Raw genomic sequence first — 24,739 nt, 5'->3', positions numbered from 1 at the left:
CCGCTGACAATCCGAACAGGCCGTGGTCGCGGCGCTGTTCGGCAACATTGGCAGGGGTGACAGGAGTCGAACCTGCGGCATCCGGTTTTGGAGACCGGCGCTCTGGCCTCTGAGCTACACCCCTTCGATGGACGTCAGCATGGCACCGTCTGCGCCTGGGTCGCCACCAGGTTTCGGGGGCCTTCCGCCGGCCACCGATCCATCAGACCTGCGGCAGTTCGCTGACGACCGAGCGACGACCTCCGTAGGAGGCGACCAACGCGTCTGCCACGATCGCCGCGTCCGCCTCGGACACGTCCGCCGGGTACTCCGGCAGCAAGTCGTCCCAGATGGGCATCCACGAACCGTACAGCTGGGCCTGCCCCTCGGGACGGGCGAAGAACCAGATGTGCAGATGGGCGCCGCCGTCGCCGATGCGATAGACGTGGGCCCGCGCGATGTTCGGCAGTGCTTGCACATGGCGGGCGATGTGAGTGGTGAGCACCCCCAGTTCGGCTGCCAGTTCGTCGGACAGGTCCGCCAGGTCGAAGTGATCGCGCGGATGCAGCATCAGTACCAGCGGGACGCCGACTCCCGTGATCCGGGTGAGCCGCCAGCGATCGTCGAGCCAGATCCCTTCGTCCCGACTGCGGCATGCGTCGCAGTCCGCCGGATCTTCGCCGTGCCGCGCGGGTTCGGGCAGAACCGGCGGACGCAGCGGCGCGACGCGCAGGCCGTCCGGCTCGAACGGGCTGATGTCCCACCCCGTCATACGGGCCAGTGGGAGCCGTCGCTCACCATCCGCAGCGGTACGTGCGTGGGCGTAGAACTCTTCGGGTCGCAGGGCCATGATCGAAGACTACTGCCGTTCGACGACAACCCGTTCGCATGCGTACTCACCGAACCTCCTGCCCAAGAAGAGGTGTCCAGGGCCGGCGGCGCCCGCCGGCAGCGGTGCGGTCATCGGCGACCGCACGGGCCTGGAGCGTTCAGACAGGGCGGGGTTCATCGCGTCGCGGCCACGGCCAGCGCGAGGAGGCCGCAGAGCAGGGGCATCGCGGCGCCGAAGACCGCGCCCGCGCGGAGCAGGGAGCCCGGCAGGGAGGCACCGTCCCAGCGCGCGAGGAGCCCCGCGCCCACCGCGATCAGAAGTGAGAGAAGCGCTGCGGCGAGGACCGCGACAAGTAGAGTGAGGGCGTACACGGGTGGGGAGACCGGCGCGACGGACACGGGTCAAGCTCCTTTTCTCGTGGGGAAGTCGTCCGAGCACGACGATGCCGGAGGCGTCGTACACCGGCGTTCGCGCGAACGAATCTGTACGAGGTCACTCACTGCGATGACGGACGGGCGAGGCGGGGCGGAGCGGCCCCTGGAGGAGCTCAAGCTGCTGCTTCGTGACCGGCGGGCCCAGCTCGGTGTCACGATGCATGCCGTCGAAAGGTCGGCGGGTCTGGGGCACACGACCGTCAGCAAGGCACTCAACGGACCGGGGATCCCGACCAGAGCAACCGTGATCGCCCTGGCGAAGGCCCTGCGCACGGATCCGGAGCCGCTGCTGCGCCTGCACGAGCAGACGGTGGACGGTGAGCAGCAGGAGGCGCGAGCACCTGTCGAGCCGATGACACGGGACTTCTTCAGCGATCTCGTCGAACAGCACACGCGACTGTTCGCGGGGCGGAGCGGCGAGAGCGCCCAGGTCATGGAGTTCATCCGGGACCGCGCCACCGGGTACGTCTTCGTGGAGGCGCTGTCGGGATACGGCAAGACCTCTCTCCTCGCCGACCTGGTCCGCCGAAACCCCGAGTTCCGCTACCACTTCATCAGCCAGGCGTACCGGCGCAGGGGCGGCGGGTTCGACCCCACCAGCCCCGAGGACGTACTGGAGTGCCTGTGCGAGCAGTTGGATCCCGCCCATGTGCGCGGTGGCGGACTCAAGAACCTGGAGCGGCAGTTCCACGCCCTCATGAAGCGTCCTCCGCGGGAGCCGACGGTGGTCGTGCTGGACGCCGTCGACGAGCTGGAGCCGCCGGACCAGCTGCGGACCCTGCTGCCGCGGCGGCTGCCGGAGGGGCTTGTGGTCGTGCTCTCGGGGCGGGCGCAGGGTGACCGGTCGTGTCTCGACGACATCGCGCTGTCCCCGGCCGACCTGGGTCTGCATGTGCACCTGGCCGGTCTGGGCGAGCAGGCGCTCGTCGAGCTGCTTCGGATGGCCGGTGGCCAAGCGGCCGGCCTGGCGCGGGACGAGGGCTTCGTCGCGCAGATGCACCGTGTCTCGGCCGGCGACCCGTTCTATGTGCGCTTCCTCGTGGAGGACGCGGCCACGGGTGTCCTCACCCGAGACAACGTCGAGCGCGTCCCCACCGGTCTGGAGGGCTATCTGGACCAGCAGTTGGAACAGCTCAACCGCAGCGCACACCGGGCCGAGCACGTCGAGATCCTCGGATTCCTCCTGGAGGCGGGCACGCTCTCGGGGATGGACCTGTGCACCCTCGTCGAAGGGCTCACCTGGTTGAACTTCGACTCCATCCTGCGGGAGATCCACCGTTTCCTGCTCGTCCACCGCCGGCACTCGCCCGGCCTCGCGCCCCACCGCGGCCATGAGGAGTACAGCTTCTGCCACGCGCGTTTCCGGGAGTACTTCCGGGGCCGCGCCGGGATCGGATAGCCGATGGGGGCCGACCGCTCCTTGCGCGACGACGTCAACGCGCTGGTGTCCAGCCGGCGGATCCGCATAGCGCTCGCGGCCCATGCGCGGAACTGGCGCCAGTGCTCCACGCCGTACACCATCGAGAACGCCGTCCGGCTGGCAGCGGACGAGGATCGGTCCGACGACCTGCACGCCACGGTCCTCGACGAGCGCTTCCGGCAGCTTCGCAGCGACTTGTTCGGGATCAACGCGTTGCGCGGCGATCTGCACGTGGCGCGGAGCTACTTCCTGACCCGGCGGCCCGACTTCCTGAGGTACGTCCAAGTCCTGCTCCTGGAGCAGCACCCCTTCGGCACTCCCGAGAGCGCACTCGCCCAGGAGCACTGCCGCGAGTACGCCGACTTCCTCCAGCTGGACCGGCTCCCGCACGAGCGGACCGGCACCGGACTGCCCGCCGTGCTGCGTCGCTTCTTCCCCGACGACGCCCCGGCCACCAACGGGATCCGCCTGCGCCTGACCGGATACGAGCTCGGGGAATGGAGCTGCTCCTGCGGCCGGTCGACCGGTATCGACCGGCGCTACGACCACGCCTGCCCGTGCGGGGCGCTGTCGGCGCACGGCAGGATCACCGGCATGACCGGAGGCTGCCCCCGGCCCCGCTGCGAAGGGCCCGCCGGCTATGCCGTCTGTCCCGATTGCGGGACCCGGGTCACCCTGGCGAACCTGTGGCGGCTGCGGCGCGACGGGGCGCACGCCTCCCACTTCAAAGTGCCGCTGACGCTCGACCTCATGGTCGAGGACCAGGGAACGACCCGGCACAGACGTCTGCGGTTGATGGATGTGCCCCTCCCCCTCGGTGTGCGGGAACGGGAGGGCGAGATCGTCTTCGACGCGCCCGCCGTCTTCTGGGACGACGAGGGGTCCGACCACCGCGAGGGGGACCGCTTCCTCGGTCTCAAGGACACGCTGCGCTACGACGGACGGACGCGGTTGCGTCCCCTCCTCGAAGCGGCTCTGCGCCGCACTCTGTTGGGCAACCGGGGCGCGTACGCCCGATTCCCACGCGAACTTCTGCGGAACGTAAAGGAGTTGCCGAGCGGAGTGTGGTGGCCCGGTCGCCGCTACTCGCGCGGCTTCTGGCTGCGGCTGCGCGGAGTAGGCGTACGCGACCTCGACATCGGCGATCTCGTGGGCCACGGTGGCGTGTCCGCGCAGGTCACCGTCGTCGCCTCGCCCCGGCTGCAGGGCACCGCCGCCCTGGTCGACGAGCGGCTTGCGGGCCCCGACGCGCTCACCGTCCCGACACTGCACCAGCTGGGCTCGACGTTGAGCGAGGGTGCCGTCCTCACCACGAGACCAGCGCTCGTGGCCGACGAGCGCACGTCGAGTCTGGAACCGTGCGGCCTGGCCACCCCGGGCCGGCCGGTGCTGCCCGGGCAGCTCCTCGTGGGTGCCGCCTCACCGCTGGGCGACAGACCCCGGCGTACGGACGAGGAACGTCTGGCGGCGGCCGTCCTCGGGGACGTGGCACTGGTCAACGCCTCGCTGGAGATGCCCGGGCGACTCCCCGGGCGCATCCTCCAGCAGCGGATCACCGGTTCTCTGGTGACTGATGCCATCCCCGCCGCACCGGGCCGGCACCTCGCCCACGTCGACAACCCCCGGACCCACGTCAGCGTCACGGTCGCCGTGGACCAGCCACTGCAGCACGGGGACGCCCTGGAAGACGAGTCCGGTGCCCGCGCGGTCGTGTGCGGTCTCCTCGGCGGGCCCGCGCTCCGACGGTTCGCCGGGAGCACGGACGAACCGGACCTGGTCGTGGCGCCCGATCACCCCTGGGCCCCGCCTCCGGGCAAGACCACTCGCACCGTCCGCGTCCGCCTCTCCGCCCACGGTCTGGCGGGCCCTGAGACCGGAGCCCGTTCCGTGGGCGGCTACTCCCCCGTCATCGAGCAGCCCTCGCAGAGCACCGACGGGAACGGCGCGCAGCTGGTCGAGCCCGAGGAGTTCCGGTGGCTTGTCGGGCGGGGAGCGCGCCATCTGGCGATGGAGCTGTACGGGCCGCGCAGCGACTGCACGGACTGGCGGGGGAAGTTGCGGGCCAGGCTGGAGTCGGGCAGCGGACCACTGCGCCCGCCCGGGGGCAGGGCGAGGGACCTTCGCGAAGCGCCGCCGTATGCCGTCCGCCGGCTCGATATGACACTGCGGGGCGCCCGGATCGAGCCGCGCCTCGACACCGGCCGGGTCCACTTGCGCGTGATGACCGACGCCGACGTACTGGCCCTCTCGCACGGCGAAGTGGTGAACCCTTCCCTCCTCGGCGCGTGGACCGGGCGTCCGGTGCCCGGCGGACTCCTGTGCCCCGAGATCTTCGGCCCGGATCGCGACGACGAGTGCGCATGCGGTGAACGCCACCGGCCCCGGGACGCGGGCCGGGCGTGCGGTCGCTGCGGGCGCACGTTGGTCACGCCCCGGGAGCGGTGGCGCCGCTGCGGCCACATCGAGCTCCCCGCGCCGGTGATCCACTCCTGGTACCTCACCGGCGAGGCCGGCACCCGGCTCGCCCGCTCGCTGCGCGTCACCGAGGAGGAACTGCGGCAGCTCGTCCGCTGCGACCTCCTGCTGGTCACCGATTCCGGGCGCACGACGCTGCGTACGGGACAACTGGTCGATCCCGAGGACTGGCGCTCCAGGTTCCGCCAGGGCGACGCCACAGGCGTGACGGGCGGCGCGGCGGTGCGCTTCCTCCTGGACCGGGCGGCGGCCGACCCCGCCACCTCCCCCGACCCCGCCACCTCCTCCCTCGACCCTGCCGTGCCCTGCCCCGGCCCTGTCCTCCTGCAACGACTGCCCGTACTGCCGCCCGCTCTGCGTCCCCACATCCACGCGGAGGACGGCCGGACATGGACCAGCGACCTCAACACCCTCTACCGCGGCGTGTTCTCGGGCATCGAGATGTTCCACCGCAAGGACGACCACTGGCCCCTGGACGTGTGGCTCGGCGCGTACCGCGTGCTCCAGTCCAAGGTCGACTCGCTCCTCGACAACGCCCGTCGGACCGAACCCCTCCGGGAGGACGGCAGGGCGCTGCTCGGCCTCTCGGACGCGCTCTTGGCCCGACCGGCCACGACCGGGCCATTGCGCGACGACTTCCTGCGCCGCTCCGTGGACTACAGCGCCCGGGCCCGGCTCGTGATCGGCCGCCTGCCGGACCGGCCCGAGGACGACGACGGGGCCGACCCGGGCACCGTCGCCCTCGGCCGCGATCTGGCCCTGTGCCTCCTCGAACCACTCCTCGTGCACGCCCTCGTCGCCGGCGGCGTCGCCGACCCGCCCTGGCGCGTGCGCTCCATGATCAAGGACCGCTCCGAGGAAGCGCTGCGGATGCTCGACGAGGTGTGCGAGCGATCCCTGGTCCTGGTCGCGTTCCCGTACGGGCCCCGGAGGCTGATCGCCCTGCGGCCGCGGGCCGATGAGACACCCGCGCTCCAGGTCGCACCCGGACTCCTGGACCTCGTCGGCTGGGAGAACCTCGGGGAACCGGTACGCATCTTCAGCGTGCTCACCGACGAGGCGCTCGAGGAAGCGACCGACCTGCTGACGCTCGACGCCCTGCGCACCGCCCCGGCCTCCCGCGCTCCCCTGCCGAGCACGCCGAACTCCTTCTTCGACCTGCCCTGCGCGGACCTGCCCACCCGCCTCGCCGACACGGCTCTGACCGGTGGGTCACTGCCCATCGCCCCCGACGACGGTCTCCTCCTGTGCGACCCGGACTGGCTCACCTCACAAGGGCTTTGAGATCCGCCGGGGCGAAGGGGCCGTGCAGGGCTGCCCATTGCAAGAGCAGGATGGTCTTGCCGTCGGTGATCCGTCCGTCCCCGGTCATGGCGAGGGCTTCGGCAAAGGGCAGTTCGAGCACCTCGATGTCCTCGCCGTCCTCTTCGAGTCCGCCGCCGGTCCCGGTCCGGTCGGCCGGGGTGTACGGGGCGGCGAAGAAGTGGAGGCGTTCGGTGACGGAGCCCGGGCTCATGAAGGCGTCGAGGACGTGGGTGAGCGGGCCGAGGGTGACCCCGAGTTCCTCGGCGCTCTCGCGCCGTACGGCGGCCGGCGGGTCGTCCGCGTCGAGCAGCCCGGCGGCGGCTTCGATCAGCATGCCGTCGGGGTGGTCGTTGACGTAGGCCGGATAGCGGAACTGACGGGTGAGCAGAACGCGGCGGCGCTCGGTGTCGTAAGGCAGGACGACCGCTCCGTTCCCGCGGTCGTAGGTCTCGCGCTGCTCGGTGACCCAGCGTCCGTCGCGGCGGCGGTAGTCGAAGGTGGTGCGTCGCAGGACGTGCCAGCCCTGGGAGGTGAGTTCGACGTCGCGGATCACCACGTCGGGGTTGCGGTCCAGATCGCGTCCCGCGCGGTCGAGGCCGGTGCGACCGCGGTGGTCGGGGGCGTCGATGCCGGGGCGGGGGCTCATGCGTCCTCCTGCGGGGTACGGGGCGGGATCTGCGCGACGTCGTGATAGACGGGCAGGCCGCGGCGGCGGGCGGTGGCGACGAGCAAGGGCTTGTCGGTCATGGCGCGCTACGATACATGCAGAAACGTGCAAGAACAGGAGAGAGTACGGATGCTGGCTGCCGAACGGCGTGACCATCTGCTGGACCTGCTCGCCCGCGAGGGCAAGATCGTCGCCAAGGACGTCGCTACCGCATTGGGGATCTCCGAGGACAGCGTGCGACGCGACCTGCGTGATCTCGCGAGCGAGGGCCTGTGCCAGCGGGTCTACGGTGGGGCGCTGCCCGCTTCGCCTGCCGTGGCCGACTACCACGCCAGACAGACCGTCGCCCCGGACGGCAAGCGGAAGGTCGCGTCGGTAGCCGCCGGGCTGGTGCGACCGGGCGGCGCCCTGATCCTCGACGGCGGCACGACCGCCCTCGCCGTCGTCGACGCGCTCCCCCGGGATCTGACCTGCACCGTGATCACTCACAGCCCGACGATCGCCTCGGCTCTGCTCGACCATCCGCAGGCGGAGGTCTTCCTGCTCGGCGGCCGCATCTTCAAGCACTCCGCGGTCGCCTGCGGTGCGGCCGCGGTCGAGGCCGCACAGAACGTCTCCGCCGACCTCTGCTTCCTCGGCGTCACCGGCGTACACCCGGAAGCGGGACTGACCACCGGCGACGCCGAGGAGGCCGCGATGAAGCGCGCCCTGGCCGCACGGGCCGCGGACACCTACGTCCTCGCCTCCTCCGAGAAGCTCGGCACCGCGTCACGGTTCCGCGTCCTCCCCTGGGAGGAGATCGACGGACTGATCACCGACGCCGCCCTCCACGACCCGGTGATCGAGCAGCTCACGGTGCGTGGCATCGAGGTTCTCGCGGCCGACTGAGAGAAGCCGGCGACCTGACCGGCCGTCAAGCGCTCCGGTGCGGTGAGCTGGGGATCGAGGGGGCGCGGCGGTCCGCGGGCGGCGTCGCGGGACGTACCCGATCAGCGTGCCGACCGACACCGTTCACGGACAGTCGCCGTGCAACTGTCAACTACTTCATCAGAGTTGCGCACGATGAGCGATATCAATAGATTTGTGGTAGGTGCCGATTCTCCGGTGCGCATTCACCTGTCCTGTCGTGACCCGGCCGACGCGACGTCCGACCGGACCGACGTCCGACCGAGGGTCACGACGCTGAGCGGTCCCGGTCCGACACGACCGCGGATTCGCAGGTGCCAGTACGACTGTCCGACGCGCGGTCGCGATGCCGCTTCCCTGCTCCGACCGCGCAAGAGAGCCACGCGGCAGCCTGGCTCCCAGCGGACGGAGAGAAGAGCCGAACCATGGCCAAGATCAAGGTGCTGCTCGAAACCGAAGCGTCACAAACCCAGTCCGATGGTTTCGGTGCCTTCCGGGAAGCCGTGGCCTCCGAGACCTCGGCCCTCGACCAGGTACTTCCCGACCTCGACCTGGTAGCCGGGCTCGGTGTCGAGCCGGGCGAGAACTTCGTGCCCGTCCCCATGTTCAGCACACCCCCTGAAGGAGGCGAGACTCCCGAGCCGCTGCGCTCCCTGCGGGAGTTCGCGGTTCCGGAAACCAACCCCGACATCGCACCGACTTCGGTCGTGCTGCCGGTGGAAGTCGACCCCACCAAGCTGGCGGAGCTGCGCGAGCGCGAAGGCGTGCGCGTATGGGCGAGCTCCCCACTGCACCTCTACGAGGACGAGGGCAGCCCGGACGAGCCGGGCGCGGTCGTCGAGGCGAACGCGTTCGACCTCGCTCGCTCGCGCGCCGGCCTCGACTGCCGGCCGTTCCGCCCCGGCGCCACCCTTGAGACCATCCGCGCACTGCTGGGCGTCGCCCGGCCGTGGCAGGAGGGCTTCCGAGGGCAGAACGTCGTCGTCGGCATCATCGACGAAGGCGTGAACGGGCACGTCTACCCCGTCTCCGGCGGTTTCGCCCGTCCAGGAGCGACCCTCCAGCCCGGGGCCGCCCCGATCACCAGCCACGGCTCGATGTGCGCCGCCGACATCCTCGTCGCGGCCCCGGCGGCCAGGCTGTACGACTACCCCTTCCTCGGGCAGCCCGACTCCGGCGGGGCTCTGACCATGTTCCAGGCGGTACTGGAGCACCGCAGGCTCGACGGCACGCCGCACCTGACGAACAACAGTTACGGGTTCACCGGCGTCCCTCGCCGCGAGCTGGCCCCCGGGCACGAGATCTGGGATCTCGACCACCCGCTCCATCGCAAGGTGCGCGAGGTCGTAGCGTCCGGCGCGGCGGCGTTCTTCGCGGCCGGCAACTGCGGCGCCCAGTGCCCGAGCGGTAACTGCGACCGCTCCGGCATCGGCCCCGGCCGCTCCGTCCACGCCTCCAACAGCCTTCTGGAGGTCATTTCGGTCGCCGCGGTCAACAGCCACCAGGAACGTGTCGGTTACTCCTCACAAGGGCCCGGCATGTTCGAGTCGCAGAAGCCGGACTTCGCGTCGTACACGCACCTCTTCGGGAACTTCGGCCCGGGCCGCCCCGCCGGAGTGCCGGCGCCCCCGAGGTCGCCGTTCGACAGCGGGACGTCCGCGGCCACGCCGGTCGCGGCGGGAGTCGCGGCGCTGCTGCTGTCCGCGTTCCCGGGGCTCAACCCGGAGGAGCTGCGCGAGGCCCTGCTGGCCGGGCTGGTCAACACGACGGGCAAGGCATGGGATCCGGGCTATGGACGTGGGATCGTGAACGCGGCGGCATCGTATTCGTTCCTGCTGCGTAAGCCCTGAGCTGCGGATTCCTGAGCGGCGGGGAAGCTCTCGGCGGAGGGAGACCTCGATATGGCCGAGAACGAGAACTCGTGGATCGCGTGACCCGAGAGGGTGTTGATGAAGTGGCCCTTGGATGAAGTGGCTCCTGACGGTGCCGATCGGCACCGCCCTCGGCGACCTGGCGACCAGGCTGTCCACCGTCGGTGGCACCTTGCTGGATGTCGAGCCGGTGCCGATCGGTGACGACGAGATGGTGGTGCAGGCCGAAGGGCCGCACGACCTGCCCACGCGGGTGGCCGGCCTCGGCCTCCCCATCAAGGTGAACCCGAGCTCCGAGTTCGACCTGGGCGGCTTGGACGGCTAGGGCGGCTAGGGCGGAGTGAGGCCCGGTGGGCGGTGGCGATCGTGCCGTAGCGGGTGACCGGCACGCCCTACTGGAGCAGATCCGACATTTCGGACTACTGGACGGGCCGTGGAGCGCGGCACCGCGCGGGCGCTCTGTCATTCTTGCTCCGTGCAGCCGCCCTCATCCGTGACGCCCGACGCCCCCGCCCACATACGCGACCCGCTCCTCACCCAGGAGTGGCTCGACCTCACCTTCATCCACTGGGCCGTCGACCCGGGCGTCGTAGCCCCGCTCCTGCCGAGCGGGACGATGCCCGACACGCACGACGGGGTCACCTACGTCGGGCTCGTGGCCTTCCGGATGCATCGGGTCGGCTGGCTGCGGCTGCCCGGAGTGCCGTACCTCGGCTCGTTCCCCGAGACCAACGTGCGCCTGTACTCGGTCGACGCTCACGGGCGGCGCGGCGTCGTGTTCCGGTCGATGGACGCGTCACGTCTCATCCCGGTGGTGATGGGGCGCGTCGGCTTCCGGCTGCCGTACCTGTGGTCCCGCATGAGCGTCAGCACGGAGGGTGACACCGTCGACTACGCCAGTTCCCGCCGCTGGCCCGGCCCGCGCGGGGCACACAGCCGCATCAAGGTGGCCAGGGGCGAGCGGATCGAGGAGCCCAGCGAACTGGAGCACTTCCTCACCGCCCGATGGGGCATGCACAACCCCTTCTTCGGCGGCGCGGCGTATCTGCCCAACGATCATCCGCGCTGGCCGCTGTACCGCGCGGAACTGCTCGCTCACGAGGAGAACCTGCTCGTCGCAGCGGGCCTCCCCACACCACGCGAGGCCCCGGTCAGCGTCCTGTACTCCCCCGGAGTCCCCGTACGACTGGGCCGGCCGTCCCGCAACGCCCCCACCGTCCCGCACCCGCGCCGGCCTCTCTAGCGCTGCCGCGTCACCGCCGCTGGTGTGTTCCCAGACCTCCGCGCAGAGCACGGAACCCCCGGACATCACCCGCCCGGCGCGGCGATCGGGTGAGATGCGACGGACCCCCGTGATCAAGCCGTGGACCTGCGCGTTCTCCGTTATGCCGTTCACCCGTACAGCAAGGAGGAGCCCATGGGAACACACCGGATGAAGCGACGACTGGCAGCCATCGCGACGACCATCGGAACCAGCGTCGTGATGGTGGTCTCCGTGAGCGCGACGTCGGCGTACGCCGATTCGGTCATCGAGGTCAGGAAGCTCCACTCCGGGAGCTTCGTCAGAGGTGGAACCGGCACCTACCACTTCCAGGTGACCAACTCCGGCCCCGATGCGACCAGCAGCACGGTGACGCTCACCGACACCGTTCCCACGGGGCTCACCATCCTCGGCACCGCGGGCCACCCTTCGTGGACCTGCCAGAGCAGCAACCAGACGCTGACCTGCACCAACGAGACGGCAGTCGATATCGGGCAGAGCTTCCCGCCACTCCAGCTGAACGTCCAGGTCGCCGATGACGCGCCCTGCAGTATCACCAACACGGCCACCGTCTCCGGCGGTCCGAACGACTCCGGCTCCTCGTCGAGCGACACGACGCCGGTCACCGGCGGCAGCTGTGACGCCGACAACTCGCTCCTGTCCGTCAACCTCGGCGGCATCATCCCGCTGCTCAACAACATCACCAACGGCACCATCGGCAGCCCCTCGGCCACCAACGCGAGCAAGTAGCGACTCGGGCTGTCCGCGCCCTGATCCCACCGCCGGGATGGTGCAGGACTTGCCGCCCGGCTTGGGGGCGGTGCACCGACTCGGCCGTGATCGTCGAGAAATGCGGCGCTGAGTTCGCGGGAGGTTCGGGGCCTACGGCCCCGAACCTTGATCACCTCTCCTTGGCGGCGGGCTATCGTGGGCGACGCCAGGGAACGGTGTGATGCCAAGGCAGCGTCTGCTGGGGAGCAAGCTGCAAGTGGCGAGAGGACTTTGGGGGCGCAGTGCAGCCGGACAGTGGACCAGGTGTCGGTCCCAGCCCGAGGGAGGCGGCGGCCTTCCTGCTGGAAAGGATTCATCAGGGCAACGGCTACGCCCACAGCCGGAAGAGGCGGTTCGGCCGGAGCGCCTCCCTCACCAAGGTGGCGACGCTCGTTCTGTCCGCGGCGTCCACCGTCATCCTGGGCCTGCAGAATCTCAACGCGTGGGCGGGACTGGCCTTGGCCTGCATGGCGCTGGTGACGTTGTTGGGAGCTGTCGAACCGTTCTTCAACTGGCGTTCCCGGTGGGTTCTGATGGAGGAAGCGCAGTATCGGTTCCGGCGGCTTGCCGATGAGCTCGAGTACCTGCTGGCGACGACGGCCGCCGACGATCTCACCTTCGATCAGCTTGGCGAGTTCTTCGGTCGGTATCAAGCGATATGGGATGACCTTAGCCGCACCTGGTTGGAGCATCGCCGGGAACCCTCCGCATCAAGCAATGCCTAGGGCACGCGGCTGGCTGTTCGTCCGACCGCTGACCTGACGCATCGATTCGGCATGGTGATCGACATCACATCGCCCTGCGGCAGGGTCGGCAACCTCGGTTCGGAGTCTGCCGCAGTGCGGTCCGGCGCGTGCCGCGGCCTCGGGGGCGCCACGGCTTCGCGGTCACCGTCAGCCTTAGGCTGGATTCCTGCTCGACGGACAGGAGGCTGACATGGCCCAGACGACGGTGGCGCAGGTCATGGCTGATCTCGCCGTGCTCGAGGACCCGAAGATGCGCGCGGCGAACGAGAAGCGCGGTGACGATCACGGCGTGAACCTCGGCAAACTTCGCGCGCTCGCGAAGCAGCTCAAGACGCAGCAGGACCTCGCGCGCGAACTCTGGGAGACCGACGACACCGCGGCGAGGCTCCTGGCGATGCTCATCTGCCGTCCGAAGGCATTCGAGCGCGACGAGCTGGACACCATGCTGCGGGACGCCCGCGCGCCCAAGGTGCACGACTGGCTCGTGAACTACGTGGTGAAGAAGAACCCGGCCTCCGAAGAACTGCGCCTCGCCTGGACCACGGACCGGGATCCCGTGGTCGCGAGTGCCGGCTGGGCGCTGACCACCGAGCGGGTGGCGAAGAAGCCCGACGACCTCGATCTCCCGGGTCTGCTCGACGTCATCGAGGCGGAGATGAAGGACGCCCCGGATCGTCTGCAGTGGGCGATGAACCACTGTCTGGCTCAGATCGGGATCGAACACACCGAGCACCGCGCCCGCGCCATCGAGATCGGCGAACGCCTGGAGGTGCTCAAGGACTATCCGACTCCCCCGAACTGCACGTCTCCGTTCGCGCCCGCCTGGATCGCCGAGATGGTCCGCCGTCAGCACGAGAAGTAGAGGCCCCCGCCACGGTTCCGCTGACGGGGGCCGAGATGCCGGCTCATGGCCTGCGGATGACTTCAGCCAGGTCAGGTCAGGTCAGCGGAGTGCTCGTGAAGTGCCGTACCTGAAGTGGCGCCACCAAGTACTCCTCTTCGCCCGGAAGAACCACCGGCTGGTCACGCCAGTTCTCCCCGGCGTAACCGACCAGGTCTTCCTCGCTCCGCCAGCGACTGATGTAGAGAAGTCCGTCCGGCGGAGCGACCAGGACCTCGTGGTCCACCAACCCGGGGTGGAGAAGCGGGAATTCACGCACTGCGTTGACGATCACGTCGCGGAACGCCTCAAAGCGATCAGGACGTACACGGGCCTCACTAATCCTGGTGATCACGCCGCTCACGCTGCCACACAAGCCGCCATCGCGTCACCCGGACGAGCTTTCAGCCCCCGTCGGCCTCCGTCACACCAGGGCTCCGCGCTCGTGAGCGGCTCGGGTCAGTCCCACTGCTCGTCCGCGAGGGAGGTGACGGGCTGCGGCTTGCCGATGACGGCCAGGGCGATGAAGAAGTTGATCTGGCCGATCGCGATCGTGAGGGTGGCCAGCGCCTTCTCGTCGTAGTGCTTCGCCACCTCTGCGTACAGCTCGTCCGAGACGCGCTCCCGTCCGTGCGGGGCGGGCTGGAGGGTGGCCTCCACCAGGGCGAGCGCGGCGCGCTCGGCGTCGGTGAAGTACGGGGCGTCCTGCCAGGAGGAGACGGCGGTGATGCGCTCCTCGGACTCCCCGGCCTTGCGCAGGAAACCGGTGTTCAGGATCGTCAGGTACGTGTTGTGGACGATCTGCCCGGCGCGCAGGTGGATCAGGTTCATGGTGGTGCGCGGCACCGAGCGGTTGCCCGTCGCCCGGAACAGCGCGGCGCTGATGTCGCTCAGCTCGGGGACGAACTCGCCGGGGTTGGGCATCCGGGAGATCGAGGTCTTGTTCGTCACGACTGTGCTCCTTCGCATCGGCCTGGTCGGCGTCTTCACACCACTGACGGACCGGCTCACGCGGATGTGACCGGAATCCGGGAGGAGATTTCTCTGCTACCGGCCGGCCCTCCCGGTCGACGCGCGGGTGTCCGCCGGGAAGCGCATGATCTGGCCGGCGGCGGTGCCGACGAGGATCGTGCCGTCCGGGCCGGCATGCAGCGAGAGCGGGCCGTACCGGGGCAGCGCGCGCCGGCCGATGACCGCACCGTCGGCCGTGTCGCAGGAGACGAGGGTGTCGTCGGCGCACAGGGCGTACAGGACGCCGTCGTGAGTGTCGAGGTCGATGACATCGGAGTCCAGCGGTCGGCTCCAGATGACTTCGCCGGACGGGAACGCCCGGCGAACCAGCTCCGTCCGTCCGTGCAACAGCGCTTGGCCTGCGGTGTCGTCGGCGTACACCGCCCTGCCGAGCGGCGCGTCGACGGTGAAGAGCACGGTCTCGACGGTGCCGGTCGGATCGAGGGCGATCACATCCCGGCGCCGCCGCCCGTACAGCAGCTCGGGGCAGCGGCGGACGTCGAGCGGGACGAGGTCGTACCGGTCCGGCTCGTGGGCCGCGCCGAGCGGGGTGCCGTCGGCGGCGAAGATCCGCGTGTTCGGCGGGGTGGGCGGCTCGGTCCCGAAGCTGCGGTCGTAGGTGTCCCGGATGGCCCAGACCCCGTCCGTACGGGCACAGAGCGCGGCCGAGAAGGGGACGGAGCAGCGGTCGAGGACCGTGCCGTCGAAGGTGGCGACGAGCAGGAAGTCGGTCCACGTGCGGGCGTCCGGGCCGGAGACGGCGACCCGCACCGTACGCTCGTCGTCGGCGACCTCGATGCGCGCGCCGCCCCTCGCCGTGGACGCGGGCACACTCCACAGCAACGATCCGTCCGGGGCCCAGCACTCCACCGCCGTGTACGCGCGGGTGGCGAGCACACGGCCGTCACGGAGCCCCGCCACGGACCGGACCCCGCCTCGTGCGTCGTAGGTCCGTCCCGCCCGCTCGGCGAGCGCGCGTAGCAGCGGCTGCGGGAGCGGTAGGTCGTACGGGGACAGCGTGTCCGGGGCGAGCGAGGTCCGGTCGAGAGCGGTCAGATCGAGGGCGTCGGGAGCGAGGCCGAGCCAGTTGTCGCGTACGACGGTGGTCCGGGACGTCAGGTGCTCGTACTCGTCCTCCGGGTGCACGGCGAAGGAGATGAGTTCGAGGGTCCTGTCGTCAGCCCAGCGGGCCGACTCGATGCCCCAGTCGGGGTCGGCGAAGTCGACACGGTGGCCGGTGTCGGGTTCGAGGAGGGTGAGGCCGCCTTCGCGGTCGCACTCGTCGCCGTTGTCCAGGCCGATGGCGAGGAGCGGGAGCGTGGGGTGGAAGGCGATCGACTCGGCGTCCATCGTGAAGGTCAGCAGGTGGGCACAGGACAGGTCGGTGGTACGGAAGAGGGCGACCCGGCTGCTGCGGTGCAGCACCGAACTGACCGCGATCCACTGCTCGTCGACGCTGACGACCACGTGGGTCGCGTTCCCGTGCAGTTCGGGAAAGGCGTCGTCGTGGAAGGGGACGTACGAGGTCGTCGACTCAGCCATGATGCTCCGTCATATGGGCGAACGTGGTGCGGGCCAGGGTGTTCAGCACCTCCGGCGTCGCCGCGGGTACGAGGGTCCGGAAGGACGCGGCGAAGGCGGACGACTGTGTGCGGAGGGCCTGCACCTCCAGGGCCTGGGTGAGGCGCGGTATCAACTCGTAGAAGCAGAAGGGGTGCTCGGCCTCGATGAACGCCTTCAGGCTCTCCTCGTAGGTCGCGTGCTCGCCGTCGTACGCCCAGTTGTCCAGCGCGAGCAGCAGCGGGAACTGCGCGCGCACTTCCCACGCGGCGAGCGGCACCTCCTCGTACGAGGGCTTCCGCTCGCGGTCCGCGAGCCGCAGCAGCATCGCCAACTCGGTCATGAAATCGGGCACGCTCTTGTGTGCGGCGGCCGCCGTCCACGCCCGTCGGGTGTCCGCCGGGCAGGTCGCGAAGAACTCCTCCGTGAACGCGGTGGCCAGGTAGTCCAGCTGGGAGGCCAGCACCTGCAGATCATGCCGCCAGGCCACGTCCCAATGGTTGGTCCGCGAGACCCTCTCGAAGCGCAGCACCTCCCACTCCAGCGCGTCGGGCCCACCTGCGGCGAGCCCGACGAGGTGCGCGATCGGTCCGTCGGCGAACATGCCTTCCGGATGCAGTGCCATGAACTCCCCCTGGTCAAAACGGTCCGTCCGATCGCCCTGTGCTCGTGTCGCAGCGCGCCGGGTGGGCCGATCGGCATTGTCGGGGCGGGTCGCGTACATGCGGATCGCCCGGCCTCGCCGCACTCTCTCGCGCCGGGCAGCACAGTCATGTGGCCCCGCGGTGAGCTCGGCGAGAGGCGGTCCTAGTACGGGCCGCCGCGGAAGTACACGGTGCCGTGGTGACGTGGGCGGTCGCCACGCTCGTGGGCCGCGTCGGAGCGGTCGGCGGGGGCCGAGCGCCGTGCGAGGGCCCGCAGGGTCTCCAGACCGGCCAGCACCTCGTCACGGCGTCCCGCCGACTTCATCCACACCGGCAGCCGGGCGAGCATCCCCCTCGGCGGGGATGCGTGACGCTCGCGCAGCCGGGCGGCCGCGTAGGCGGCGAGCGCGTCGACGTGCTCCTCGTCGTAGGCCCACAGGATGTGTCCCGCGCAGCGGGTCTGCAGCCACAGCGGCCGCCCGAAGAAGGGGTCCTCGGTGCCGCCCGGCACCGCGCCGACGAGGCCGGTACCCCGCTGCTCGGCCTTCCATTCGGCGACCGCGCCGCAGCCGGCGCAACTGAGGCGGCGGGGCTGGAAGAACAGCTCGCTGAAGTACTTCGGCGCCGCGAGCCCCGGGAGCGGCACGACGAGCGCGCGGCCACCGCACCTGGGGCAGACGACGAGCATCCGGTTGGTGAACTGGACGAGCCACCTGCCGTCGTCGTGGTGACGGACCGGTTCGGTGTGTGCGGGCTCGGGGTTCATGACAGCCACCCTGCCAGGCACGACAGGCCCTGGGCGACCGAGTTAGGGCGGGTGCGGCACGATTCACGCGACCCTCGGGGGTGTCACATGGGGCACGATCTCGCGGCCGCCTCCTGCCGGGCATTGCTGGTCGCCCAGGGTCAGTGGGAGATGCGTCGCCGCTCGATCCGGCTCCGGCTCCGCTCGTGATCCGCGAGTGGCCGGCCGTCCGAGCCGGTGGCCGAGGGCGGCACCTCGACGACGAAGAACAGGAAGGTGGTCTTGGTCGAGAGGTCCTGGAAGTCGTCCGGGAACAGCTCACGAGCGGCCGGGTCGGGCTGCGGCTCGCTGATGACGGCAAGGCGGAATCCCGCGGTGGTGAAGGCGTCGGTCATCGCGTGCAACGGCTTGCGCCAGAACTTCATCGGGGCGGACTGTCCGTTGAACGTCCAGTCGAAGGCATAGCTGGTGGTCGCGAAGTAGTCGGGCCGGGGATCCTGGATCGTGTAGGCCACGAACGGGTGGTCCACCGACGCGATCAGCCGGCCGCCGGGCCTGAGCACTCGCCTCAACTCGGCCAGTGTCGGCCCCCAGTCCTCCGGGTAGTGCAGCACCAGAGACGCGACCACGTCGTCGAACGCACCGTCGTCGAACGGCAGCCGGTCGTTCAGATCGACCACGTGCAGGGCCACGTCGTCACCGAGCCGCCGCCTGGCCAACGCCAGCATCCCGGCGCTGACGTCGATGCCGGTGACGACCGCACCGCGTTCGACCAGTGCGGCGGACAGGGGGCCCGAGCCGCAACCCGCGTCCAGGATCCGACGGCCGGCCACGTCTCCGGCGAGCGCCAGCATCGCGGGCCGCTCGTAGTACGCGTTCACGAGGTTGTTCTCGTTCTCCGCCGCGTAGGCCTCGGCGAAGCTGTCGTAGTCATTCGCCCGGGCCGGATCCGTACGCTGGTCGATGCTCTCCGGCACGTCGGTGATGCGTTCCATCGTGGCAGCCTAGTAGTGCCCATGATCCGCCGTGCGGACCTTGGCGAAGCAGCACGGTGCCGGGCGGGGAGGTCCTGTCCGTGCGGTTGGGGCTCGCCCTCGGGAAGGCTTGCCACGCCCTCAGGACGCCGACGGGAACAATCCGTGGGGCCCGGGAGTTGCGCCGATCATGACGACACAGCCCGCAGTCCTGCACTACACCGCGTTCTCCGACGACCCTCAGGGCGGCAACCCCGCCGGGGTCGTCCTGGACGCGGCCGGACTCGACGACGACGCGATGCTCGCCATCGCCGCAGAGCTCGGTTACAGCGAGTCGGCGTTCCTGACCGCCCCGCCCGAGGAACTCGGCGAAGCGAGCGGGCGGGCCTTCACCATTCGGTACTTCAGCCCCAAGGCGGAGGTCCCGTTCTGCGGCCACGCCACCGTGGCGACGGCGGTCGCGCTCGGCGAGCGCATCGGTCCCGGCGACCTGGTGTTCGCCACGCGCGCGGGGACCGTGCCGGTGAGCGTGACCGAGGAGTCAGGCGCCCTGCGGGCCACGCTCACCACCGTCGAGCCGCACGTCGAGGCGGTCGGCGACACGGACCTCGCGGAGGCGCTCGCCGCCCTCGACTGGCCCGCCGACGACCTCGACTCCGCCCTGCCGCCGCGCATCGCCTTCGCGGGCGCCCGCCACCTCGTCATCGGCGCCGCGACCCGGGAGCGCCTCGCTGATCTCTCGTACGACTTCTCGCGACTCGAAGCGCTGATGCGCCGACTCGACCTGACCACCGTCCAACTGGTGTGGCGCGAGTCCGCGCCCGTCTTCCACGTGCGCGACCCCTTCCCCGTCGGCGGCGTCGTGGAGGACCCGGCGACCGGCGCGGCAGCCGGCGCCTTCGGGGCCTACGCCCGCGAACTCGGCCTGGTCCCGGGCTCGTCGGTCCTCACCCTCCACCAGGGCGTCGACATGGGCCGTCCCGGCGTCCTGACGGTGGAGCTACGCGAAGGCGACGCCCGGGTGCGGGTCAGCGGAACCGGGACCCGTATCGCCTGAGCGTGCCCGTCCTCGTACAGCCATGGTGAGAGCGCCGGTGCGGGTGAAGCCCACCGCACCGGCGAACAGTTTCGCGACGACTACGCAGGCGGTGGAGTCCTACCCGAAGGGACCGAAGAGGTTGGTCAGGGGAAGAGCGAGCTCATCCTGCACGAGTGGCTGAACCGGTTCGGGGGCGTGCCCGCCGCGCTGGAAGCGGATCTCCAGCGCGAGGTCTTCGACCGGTTGGCGGGGCACATCATGCTGCTCGTCGCCGCGGACGACCGAGTCGGCCGGCAGGCCGTCCTCCGACGATGTCAGACCAGCAGCGCGGCGGCTTGTTCGCGCGCCTGGCGGAGCCAGGACGCGCGCGCCTCATCGGTGGAATCGGTGACCGTGCGGAAGACGACCCGGCGGACGTCGGTGACTCCCACGTACGGCAGCACACAAGCCGACCAGATCCTGTCCAACGGATCGCCGAACTCGCTCTCTTCGCGGTCCGCCGGAGTGTCCGAGGTATTGAGGACCAGGGCCCGGCCCGCCTTCAGCAGCCCGGCGGGCTCGCCGTCCGCAGTGCTCAGTTTGTACGCGACACCGGGTGCCAGCACGCGCTGCACCCAGCCCGTCAGTACGGCGGGCGGCATTCCCCACCAGTTCGGGTGCACGAACACCATGGCGTCGAGTGTTGCCACTTCCGCGCGATGCAGCGCCAGCTGTGGGTCCGTTGCGTGCGAGGCCGCCTGAACGGTCCGCGTCTCGTCGGCGGCCAGGGCGGGTGCGAAGCCTTCGGCACAGAGGTCGTGCGCGAGCACCTCGCACCCGCGGCCGCGCAGCTCTTCCACGACAGCGTCGAACACAGCGTGGTTGAAGCTGCCCGGCCGTGGGTGTGCGAGATAGACCCCTGCGCGCATTGCTCATCCCCCGGAGACATCAGTAGCCGTTGGCCAGCGATTCGCGAGCAGCTTATGCATCCGGGTCGGCCGACCGCCACTCGATCGATCGCCATGGCCGACAACCACAACCAGCCCTGAACGGCGTTGCGTTGCCGAGTCCGTTGGCCTGCCGGCGTGGCGTACGGGTGATCGGGGCGCGGGTCGCCGCGGGGCGTCCTTGGGTCGGCGCCTCAGCCGGCGTAGTCGCGGATGACCATCCGTGCCAGCTGGGTCCGGGCGGGGGCCAGTTCGTCCGCCACCGCCGCCAGGCGCTCGTCGTCCCACACGACCCCGGCCGGGTGAGGCCCGCCGGCGGCCGCGCACCGTCGCCGCAGGTGCGTCGGCGGATGAGTGTCGTCCACGCTGTGTCCCCGCCGGGCGGAAACCCTCCGCAAACGCTCGTACTCGTGCGCCGGTACGGCTCGCATCCGTTCGGCCAGCCTTTCCCACAGGTGCTGCTCGGCGAGCTCCTTGGCCTCCCGGCCGGCCGCTCCGCCTCTCATCCCGGCGGCCACCGACTCCCGTTGCAGCGCCGATTCGGCCGAGTCGCACACCAGCAGCCGGTCCATCAGGGCGACGGCGGCCTCGGTGGAACCCGCCCGGGCCGCACTGGCATCGGCGAGGTATTCGGCCCGCTGGGACGCGCGCAGCGTCAGGTGGTCCAGTACGGTCAGCGTCCCCAGAACCAGGCACCGGGGCAGGAACACGATGGCGTTCACGAATCGGTCCATCATCCCCTCCGCTTCGGACGGTGCCAGGAAGTAGAGCCACAGGTGCAGCGAGCGCAACGCACTGCTGGTGACCATTCCATGGCGGAGGTCGCCATGGGCGAAGTGCCCGAGCTCGTGCCCGAGCAGAGCCATGCGTTCCTGCGGGGTGAGCATCTCCCACAGGGCAAGCCCCAGGAACAGCACCCGCCTCCTGCGCAGGCCGTACGTCGTGACAGCCGCGTTGGCCTTGGCATCGACGACCACCGTGTCCACTCCGGTCGTTCCTGCCACGACGCCGACCTCGTCGATCAGCTCGAAGAGCTTCGGCGCGTCGGCGCGGTGCAGAACCAGGGCGTCCTTGGGAAGTCGCCCGAATCGTGGTCGCAACACCGCGGCGATCGCGAGGAGCAGCGCCCCGATGATGGGCTGGGCACCGGAGTTCCAGCCGAGCACGACCAACAGGATTCCGGCGACCGCGAGGAACACGGTGAGCCCGTGGACGAACATCGACAGGGTCAGCGCGAGCACCGAGGCAGCGTCACGCCCGGGCCGTGCGAGCCCGGCTCCCTCCATCTCGCCGGCCAGCTCCTGCCCGTACCGGTGCGCAAGTCTGCGCCGCGCGGCGGCGATCCGTCCTGGCTCCGGATCCGGAGCCCCTGGATCCACGTTCCAGTCGCAGGAGGCACACCACTGCACGTACTGTCCGTCCGCGGGCAAGGGGGCCGAGCACTCGGGGCATTCCCTTGCGGTCGTCGCCGTCCTCGTCTGCACGTCACTGCTGGTATGCATGTTTCCTCCCCACACATGGGCCCCTCCCCAGGACCTGCGGCTCGGAGGATATCCGGCCAGGTGACACGGTCCGGGACCGCGAGCCGGCGGAATCTCATGCGGAGGAGTGGACCATCGTGATCTACGTTGATCGGCATGAGCGCCCCAAGGCGGAGTTACCGGTATGTCGGGCCCGAGCACGTGCGGGCCGCCGTCCACTCGGCGGCCAGCGGGACCGTCATCCGCACAGCAACCGACTTCGCGAGGTGGGCGACGGCGCGAACGCTCGACGAACTTGCTGAGCCCTTCACCTTCGTCATCGACGTGAAAGGTGTCCTTCGACTCGCGCCACGCCGCAGCGAGCACGTCGCCTGCGCGGGCGGAGAGCGCGTGCTCAGCGCCGGCAGGGCGGTTGCGAGTGGCGACCGTCGCCGTGGCGGCGTTGTCCATCGGGTACCGGGACCGTGCGCTCAACAGCAACAGGGACGGTTCACTCCTCGGTGCCGGGCCGTCTCGCCGCTCGCCTCGCGTCCGGCCCGCCAGGTGCCGTCCCGGCCGATGCAGGAGTACGCCGCTCGGGACCCGGCGGTGGCCCCGGCGAGGCGTCGCCCGTCCGGGCGGGGGCGGACAGCAGCTCCAGCAGGCCGGCGATCTCGTGTCCTGCCTCGGCAGGGTGGCGGAACTGGGCCTTGGCGTTGATCTCGTAGCGGTTTCGCCGACCGTCCGAGCCGCGCCTGCGGGTGACGTATCCGCCCGCCTCCAGATCGGCCACGATCGCTTGAACGGTCCTCTCGGTCACCCCGCAGTCGGCCGCGACGTCCCTCAGCCGGACACCGGGATCACGGGCGAGCATGAGGAGGACCCGGGCGTGGTTCGTGAGAAAGGTCCAGCTCGGGTGGTGGCGAGCACCATCTGCCATGTCATACGTGTGCCCCACCTTGCCGTGGATCATTCAGAATACGTCCTGATTTTCACGTATTCCTTGACGTATGTCAGCGGTACGTGCACCATGTCGGGTAGGGGCGCTCTGACGGAATCCGACCCGGCCCCGCGGCGCCCGCCGCCTCGCCATCCTGAGGGGGGTGCGTGATGACCTCCGACGACCGCCACATCCCCTGTGGGGTATGTGGTTGCCCCATAGGCCCGCACCCGCACAGGGGACGCGTACCCGATTCCTCCTACGTAGACCCCCAAGACCCCAGGCACGACGGCCAGCGCCCCTTGCTGGCCTGTAGCAGCGAGCACCTCGCGCACCTCGAGGAGAAGGTACGAGGCCGCCCGTACCACGAGGCGGAGCAGTGGTTCGCGAAGATCACCCAGGTCATGGCACGACATCACTACGGCATCAGCATGGCCGATCTGAGTCTGGAGACCGGACTCGACCTGCGTCAGCTCGAAGCAGGGGCCCTCTGGATCACCCAGCTCCACCACGCCCCGCGCTCCGCGGCTCGCGACCGCGATGCCGCCGCCTGAATCCCTTCGCAGTTCAGCGTCCTGAGTGGGGGCCGCACCGTGCGCGGAGTTCCGCGGCGTGCGGAAGGCCGCTCGACCCCGGACAATGATCGGTGGCCCCCTGCGGGCCGCCCCCGTTGGGCATGGAACGTCCCGCCCAGCAGGGACGCGGCACAGAAGGAGACCGTCATGCTCATCACGTACGCCATCGAGGACGGCGTCCTGCACGTGACGCTTCTGCGGGACCTCGACATCAGCACGCGAGCCGCGGCCTCCCTGGAAACCGAGGCGCTCGTCCACGCCCACCGCCCACGCCACGTCCGCGTACAGCTGCCCACGTTCGATCCGTCGCCGGCCTCCCTCAGCGCACTCACACGCGCCCGGCGACTGTGCGAGCACCTGGGCATCCCTCTCACCGTCGTCGGCCCCGCGCAGGCGCCCGTCCCCGAGGCGAACCCTTCGACGCCGGGTGCCGCGGCCTGAGCGGAACAGGCCAGCCGACGCGCCCGACGCATACGTGCGTACGCGCCCTCGGTGCGGACTGGGCCTGTGCGGTCCAGCCTGGCCGCGGGGGCACTCGGTCGCCCCAGCGGTCGCCCGCCGATAGTCGCCGTCCTGGGCACGTCCACCGAGGCCATGGCCTCCTCGCGCGGGCAGATCCTGCTCAAGAGGTCGGGCAGCCGGCCTGTGGCCTCGCAGACCGGGCTGCTCAGCGCGCGCTCACCCTGACCATCGGCGTGCAGGCCCGCACCGTCCCCAAGACCAGGTCCTCGGCCACCCTGGCCACCCCCCGGGGCTCCGCTGCCATGATGATCGCCATCGGCTGGATCTGGCGGGTGGGACGCCCGGCCGGCTGACGCACCGGCCCTCACCCTGCACGCAGACGAAGGAGAGCACGTGGAAGACCGGACGCAGGAGGAACTTGCGAGCCCCGAGGTGCAGAAGCGCATCCAGGCGAGCTTCGATCGCCAGGGGCTCATGGCCCATCTCGGTGCCCGGATAACCCACATCGGGCCCGGCCGCGTCCACATCGTTCTCCCGAGCCGTCCCGAAGTGACCCAGCAGCACGGCTACTTCCACGCCGGTGCCACCAGCGCCGTCGCGGACACCGCCGGCGGCTACGCCGCGTACACGCTGTTCCCCGAGGACAGCGAGGTGCTCACGGTCGAGTACAAGATCAACCTTCTCGCGCCCGCGACCGGCGACCACCTCGAGGCGGTCGGAACCGTTCTGAAGTCCGGACGCACCTTGACCGTGTGCCAGTTGGAGGTGTTCGGCGTCCAGGAGGACGGCGCGCGCAAGCTCGTGGCCAACGGCCAGCAGACACTCATCCGCGTGCACAGGCCCGAACAGTAGGTCC

The 24,739-nt window shown here is 70.3% G+C and carries 25 protein-coding genes and 1 tRNA gene; 13 read left to right on the top strand and 13 right to left on the bottom strand.

The window, feature by feature from the left end; all coding sequences use genetic code 11:
• Window positions 1-48: 48 nt before the first annotated feature.
• The 3 genes from ACFQ7Q_RS07255 to ACFQ7Q_RS07245 form a co-directional block, all read right to left on the bottom strand.
• Window positions 49-124, bottom strand: a tRNA-Trp gene (locus tag ACFQ7Q_RS07255).
• 78 nt (window positions 125-202) lie between these two features.
• Window positions 203-829 (bottom strand): hypothetical protein, encoded by a 627-nt coding sequence (locus ACFQ7Q_RS07250; RefSeq protein ID WP_383550871.1) that lies wholly within the window; start codon window positions 827-829, stop codon window positions 203-205.
• A 155-nt stretch (window positions 830-984) separates the two neighbouring features.
• On the bottom strand, window positions 985-1,209 hold the full coding sequence (locus ACFQ7Q_RS07245) for a hypothetical protein (RefSeq protein WP_383550869.1): 225 nt from the start codon (window positions 1,207-1,209) through the stop codon (window positions 985-987).
• Window positions 1,210-1,315: 106 nt separating this feature from the next.
• Here ACFQ7Q_RS07245 and ACFQ7Q_RS07240 point away from each other — a divergent pair, with 106 nt between their 5' ends.
• Complete coding sequence (locus ACFQ7Q_RS07240) at window positions 1,316-2,644, top strand: helix-turn-helix domain-containing protein (protein ID WP_383550867.1); 1,329 nt, start codon at window positions 1,316-1,318, stop codon at window positions 2,642-2,644.
• A 3-nt stretch (window positions 2,645-2,647) separates the two neighbouring features.
• Entirely contained in the window at window positions 2,648-6,424 is a 3,777-nt protein-coding gene (locus ACFQ7Q_RS07235) for a hypothetical protein (protein WP_383550865.1), read from the top strand.
• Here ACFQ7Q_RS07235 and ACFQ7Q_RS07230 read toward each other — a convergent pair.
• Window positions 6,405-7,091 (bottom strand): NUDIX domain-containing protein, encoded by a 687-nt coding sequence (locus tag ACFQ7Q_RS07230; RefSeq protein ID WP_383550863.1) that lies wholly within the window; start codon window positions 7,089-7,091, stop codon window positions 6,405-6,407. The genes ACFQ7Q_RS07235 and ACFQ7Q_RS07230 overlap by 20 nt on opposite strands.
• Window positions 7,092-7,241: 150 nt before the next feature.
• Here ACFQ7Q_RS07230 and ACFQ7Q_RS07225 point away from each other — a divergent pair, with 150 nt between their 5' ends.
• The 7 genes from ACFQ7Q_RS07225 to ACFQ7Q_RS07195 all read left to right on the top strand — a co-directional run bounded on the left by ACFQ7Q_RS07225 (window position 7,242) and on the right by ACFQ7Q_RS07195 (window position 13,529).
• The gene (locus ACFQ7Q_RS07225) at window positions 7,242-8,000 is read left to right on the top strand and encodes a DeoR/GlpR family DNA-binding transcription regulator (RefSeq protein WP_383550861.1); all 759 of its coding nucleotides are present in this window, start codon (window positions 7,242-7,244) and stop codon (window positions 7,998-8,000) included.
• Window positions 8,001-8,443: 443 nt separating this feature from the next.
• Window positions 8,444-9,868, top strand: a complete 1,425-nt coding sequence (locus tag ACFQ7Q_RS07220; RefSeq protein WP_383550859.1) for a S8 family serine peptidase — start codon at window positions 8,444-8,446, stop codon at window positions 9,866-9,868.
• Between the two features lie 115 nt (window positions 9,869-9,983).
• Window positions 9,984-10,214, top strand: coding sequence for a hypothetical protein (locus ACFQ7Q_RS07215; protein ID WP_383550857.1), 231 nt, complete (start codon window positions 9,984-9,986; stop codon window positions 10,212-10,214).
• Between the two features lie 150 nt (window positions 10,215-10,364).
• A complete protein-coding gene (locus ACFQ7Q_RS07210) occupies window positions 10,365-11,132 on the top strand; it encodes a YqjF family protein (RefSeq protein WP_383550855.1) in 768 nt (255 codons plus the stop codon).
• 174 nt (window positions 11,133-11,306) lie between these two features.
• Entirely contained in the window at window positions 11,307-11,900 is a 594-nt protein-coding gene (locus tag ACFQ7Q_RS07205; protein WP_383550853.1) for a hypothetical protein, read from the top strand.
• Window positions 11,901-12,163: 263 nt separating this feature from the next.
• Window positions 12,164-12,646: a DUF4231 domain-containing protein gene (locus ACFQ7Q_RS07200; protein ID WP_383550851.1), complete on the top strand. Its 483-nt coding sequence runs from the start codon at window positions 12,164-12,166 to the stop codon at window positions 12,644-12,646.
• A 211-nt stretch (window positions 12,647-12,857) separates the two neighbouring features.
• Window positions 12,858-13,529: a DNA alkylation repair protein gene (locus tag ACFQ7Q_RS07195; RefSeq protein ID WP_383550849.1), complete on the top strand. Its 672-nt coding sequence runs from the start codon at window positions 12,858-12,860 to the stop codon at window positions 13,527-13,529.
• A 76-nt stretch (window positions 13,530-13,605) separates the two neighbouring features.
• Here the strand turns inward: ACFQ7Q_RS07195 and ACFQ7Q_RS07190 are convergent, their stop codons facing one another.
• From ACFQ7Q_RS07190 to ACFQ7Q_RS07165, 6 genes are all read right to left on the bottom strand, one after another.
• Window positions 13,606-13,902 (bottom strand): antibiotic biosynthesis monooxygenase family protein, encoded by a 297-nt coding sequence (locus ACFQ7Q_RS07190; protein WP_383550847.1) that lies wholly within the window; start codon window positions 13,900-13,902, stop codon window positions 13,606-13,608.
• Window positions 13,903-14,006: 104 nt separating this feature from the next.
• The gene (locus tag ACFQ7Q_RS07185; RefSeq protein ID WP_383550845.1) at window positions 14,007-14,516 is read right to left on the bottom strand and encodes a carboxymuconolactone decarboxylase family protein; all 510 of its coding nucleotides are present in this window, start codon (window positions 14,514-14,516) and stop codon (window positions 14,007-14,009) included.
• Window positions 14,517-14,594: 78 nt separating this feature from the next.
• Window positions 14,595-16,100, bottom strand: coding sequence for a hypothetical protein (locus ACFQ7Q_RS07180; protein ID WP_383550843.1), 1,506 nt, complete (start codon window positions 16,098-16,100; stop codon window positions 14,595-14,597).
• Window positions 16,093-16,743, bottom strand: coding sequence for a hypothetical protein (locus ACFQ7Q_RS07175; RefSeq protein WP_383550841.1), 651 nt, complete (start codon window positions 16,741-16,743; stop codon window positions 16,093-16,095). The genes ACFQ7Q_RS07180 and ACFQ7Q_RS07175 overlap by 8 nt, the downstream gene beginning before the upstream one ends.
• A gap of 182 nt (window positions 16,744-16,925) precedes the next feature.
• Window positions 16,926-17,528 carry a hypothetical protein gene (locus ACFQ7Q_RS07170; RefSeq protein ID WP_383550839.1) on the bottom strand — a complete coding sequence of 201 codons (603 nt, stop codon included), beginning with the start codon at window positions 17,526-17,528 and terminating at the stop codon, window positions 16,926-16,928.
• Between the two features lie 140 nt (window positions 17,529-17,668).
• Complete coding sequence (locus ACFQ7Q_RS07165; RefSeq protein WP_383550837.1) at window positions 17,669-18,502, bottom strand: class I SAM-dependent methyltransferase; 834 nt, start codon at window positions 18,500-18,502, stop codon at window positions 17,669-17,671.
• Window positions 18,503-18,671: 169 nt separating this feature from the next.
• Between ACFQ7Q_RS07165 and ACFQ7Q_RS07160 the strand changes: the two genes are divergently transcribed.
• The gene (locus tag ACFQ7Q_RS07160) at window positions 18,672-19,538 is read left to right on the top strand and encodes a PhzF family phenazine biosynthesis protein (RefSeq protein WP_383550835.1); all 867 of its coding nucleotides are present in this window, start codon (window positions 18,672-18,674) and stop codon (window positions 19,536-19,538) included.
• A gap of 296 nt (window positions 19,539-19,834) precedes the next feature.
• Here the strand turns inward: ACFQ7Q_RS07160 and ACFQ7Q_RS07155 are convergent, their stop codons facing one another.
• The 3 genes from ACFQ7Q_RS07155 to ACFQ7Q_RS07145 all read right to left on the bottom strand — a co-directional run bounded on the left by ACFQ7Q_RS07155 (window position 19,835) and on the right by ACFQ7Q_RS07145 (window position 22,846).
• Window positions 19,835-20,428 carry an NAD(P)H-dependent oxidoreductase gene (locus ACFQ7Q_RS07155; RefSeq protein ID WP_383550833.1) on the bottom strand — a complete coding sequence of 198 codons (594 nt, stop codon included), beginning with the start codon at window positions 20,426-20,428 and terminating at the stop codon, window positions 19,835-19,837.
• Window positions 20,429-20,640: 212 nt separating this feature from the next.
• Window positions 20,641-21,948, bottom strand: coding sequence for a M48 family metallopeptidase (locus ACFQ7Q_RS07150; protein WP_383550831.1), 1,308 nt, complete (start codon window positions 21,946-21,948; stop codon window positions 20,641-20,643).
• Between the two features lie 469 nt (window positions 21,949-22,417).
• Window positions 22,418-22,846 (bottom strand): helix-turn-helix transcriptional regulator, encoded by a 429-nt coding sequence (locus ACFQ7Q_RS07145; protein WP_383550829.1) that lies wholly within the window; start codon window positions 22,844-22,846, stop codon window positions 22,418-22,420.
• 302 nt (window positions 22,847-23,148) lie between these two features.
• Between ACFQ7Q_RS07145 and ACFQ7Q_RS07140 the strand changes: the two genes are divergently transcribed.
• The 3 genes from ACFQ7Q_RS07140 to ACFQ7Q_RS07130 all read left to right on the top strand — a co-directional run bounded on the left by ACFQ7Q_RS07140 (window position 23,149) and on the right by ACFQ7Q_RS07130 (window position 24,735).
• Window positions 23,149-23,400 carry a hypothetical protein gene (locus tag ACFQ7Q_RS07140; protein ID WP_383550827.1) on the top strand — a complete coding sequence of 84 codons (252 nt, stop codon included), beginning with the start codon at window positions 23,149-23,151 and terminating at the stop codon, window positions 23,398-23,400.
• 168 nt (window positions 23,401-23,568) lie between these two features.
• On the top strand, window positions 23,569-23,862 hold the full coding sequence (locus ACFQ7Q_RS07135; protein ID WP_383550825.1) for a hypothetical protein: 294 nt from the start codon (window positions 23,569-23,571) through the stop codon (window positions 23,860-23,862).
• 414 nt (window positions 23,863-24,276) lie between these two features.
• Window positions 24,277-24,735 (top strand): PaaI family thioesterase, encoded by a 459-nt coding sequence (locus tag ACFQ7Q_RS07130; protein ID WP_383550823.1) that lies wholly within the window; start codon window positions 24,277-24,279, stop codon window positions 24,733-24,735.
• Window positions 24,736-24,739 lie beyond the last annotated feature (4 nt).

The sequence above is a fragment of the Streptomyces sp. NPDC056527 genome, assembly GCF_042794475.1.
Taxonomy (GTDB): Bacteria; Actinomycetota; Actinomycetes; order Streptomycetales; family Streptomycetaceae; genus Streptomyces.
Note: the sequence above shows the minus strand (reverse complement) of the source record. Positions and strands in the feature narration are given on the sequence as shown.

Excerpts from the sequence above, each read along its gene's own strand:
- ACFQ7Q_RS07145 (WP_383550829.1), bottom strand. The coding sequence starts at position 22,846 with ATGGCAGATGGTGCTCGCCACCACCCGAGCTGGACCTTTCTCACGAAC.
- ACFQ7Q_RS07250 (WP_383550871.1), bottom strand. The coding sequence starts at position 829 with ATGGCCCTGCGACCCGAAGAGTTCTACGCCCACGCACGTACCGCTGCG.
- ACFQ7Q_RS07215 (WP_383550857.1), top strand. The coding sequence starts at position 9,984 with ATGAAGTGGCTCCTGACGGTGCCGATCGGCACCGCCCTCGGCGACCTG.
- ACFQ7Q_RS07135 (WP_383550825.1), top strand. The coding sequence starts at position 23,569 with ATGCTCATCACGTACGCCATCGAGGACGGCGTCCTGCACGTGACGCTT.
- ACFQ7Q_RS07225 (WP_383550861.1), top strand. The coding sequence starts at position 7,242 with ATGCTGGCTGCCGAACGGCGTGACCATCTGCTGGACCTGCTCGCCCGC.
- ACFQ7Q_RS07220 (WP_383550859.1), top strand. The coding sequence starts at position 8,444 with ATGGCCAAGATCAAGGTGCTGCTCGAAACCGAAGCGTCACAAACCCAG.
- ACFQ7Q_RS07235 (WP_383550865.1), top strand. The coding sequence starts at position 2,648 with ATGGGGGCCGACCGCTCCTTGCGCGACGACGTCAACGCGCTGGTGTCC.
- ACFQ7Q_RS07175 (WP_383550841.1), bottom strand. The coding sequence starts at position 16,743 with ATGGCACTGCATCCGGAAGGCATGTTCGCCGACGGACCGATCGCGCAC.
- ACFQ7Q_RS07205 (WP_383550853.1), top strand. The coding sequence starts at position 11,307 with ATGGGAACACACCGGATGAAGCGACGACTGGCAGCCATCGCGACGACC.
- ACFQ7Q_RS07170 (WP_383550839.1), bottom strand. The coding sequence starts at position 17,528 with ATGAACCCCGAGCCCGCACACACCGAACCGGTCCGTCACCACGACGAC.
- ACFQ7Q_RS07195 (WP_383550849.1), top strand. The coding sequence starts at position 12,858 with ATGGCCCAGACGACGGTGGCGCAGGTCATGGCTGATCTCGCCGTGCTC.
- ACFQ7Q_RS07160 (WP_383550835.1), top strand. The coding sequence starts at position 18,672 with ATGACGACACAGCCCGCAGTCCTGCACTACACCGCGTTCTCCGACGAC.
- ACFQ7Q_RS07230 (WP_383550863.1), bottom strand. The coding sequence starts at position 7,091 with ATGAGCCCCCGCCCCGGCATCGACGCCCCCGACCACCGCGGTCGCACC.
- ACFQ7Q_RS07150 (WP_383550831.1), bottom strand. The coding sequence starts at position 21,948 with ATGCATACCAGCAGTGACGTGCAGACGAGGACGGCGACGACCGCAAGG.
- ACFQ7Q_RS07180 (WP_383550843.1), bottom strand. The coding sequence starts at position 16,100 with ATGGCTGAGTCGACGACCTCGTACGTCCCCTTCCACGACGACGCCTTT.
- ACFQ7Q_RS07240 (WP_383550867.1), top strand. The coding sequence starts at position 1,316 with ATGACGGACGGGCGAGGCGGGGCGGAGCGGCCCCTGGAGGAGCTCAAG.
- ACFQ7Q_RS07155 (WP_383550833.1), bottom strand. The coding sequence starts at position 20,428 with ATGCGCGCAGGGGTCTATCTCGCACACCCACGGCCGGGCAGCTTCAAC.
- ACFQ7Q_RS07165 (WP_383550837.1), bottom strand. The coding sequence starts at position 18,502 with ATGGAACGCATCACCGACGTGCCGGAGAGCATCGACCAGCGTACGGAT.
- ACFQ7Q_RS07185 (WP_383550845.1), bottom strand. The coding sequence starts at position 14,516 with ATGCGAAGGAGCACAGTCGTGACGAACAAGACCTCGATCTCCCGGATG.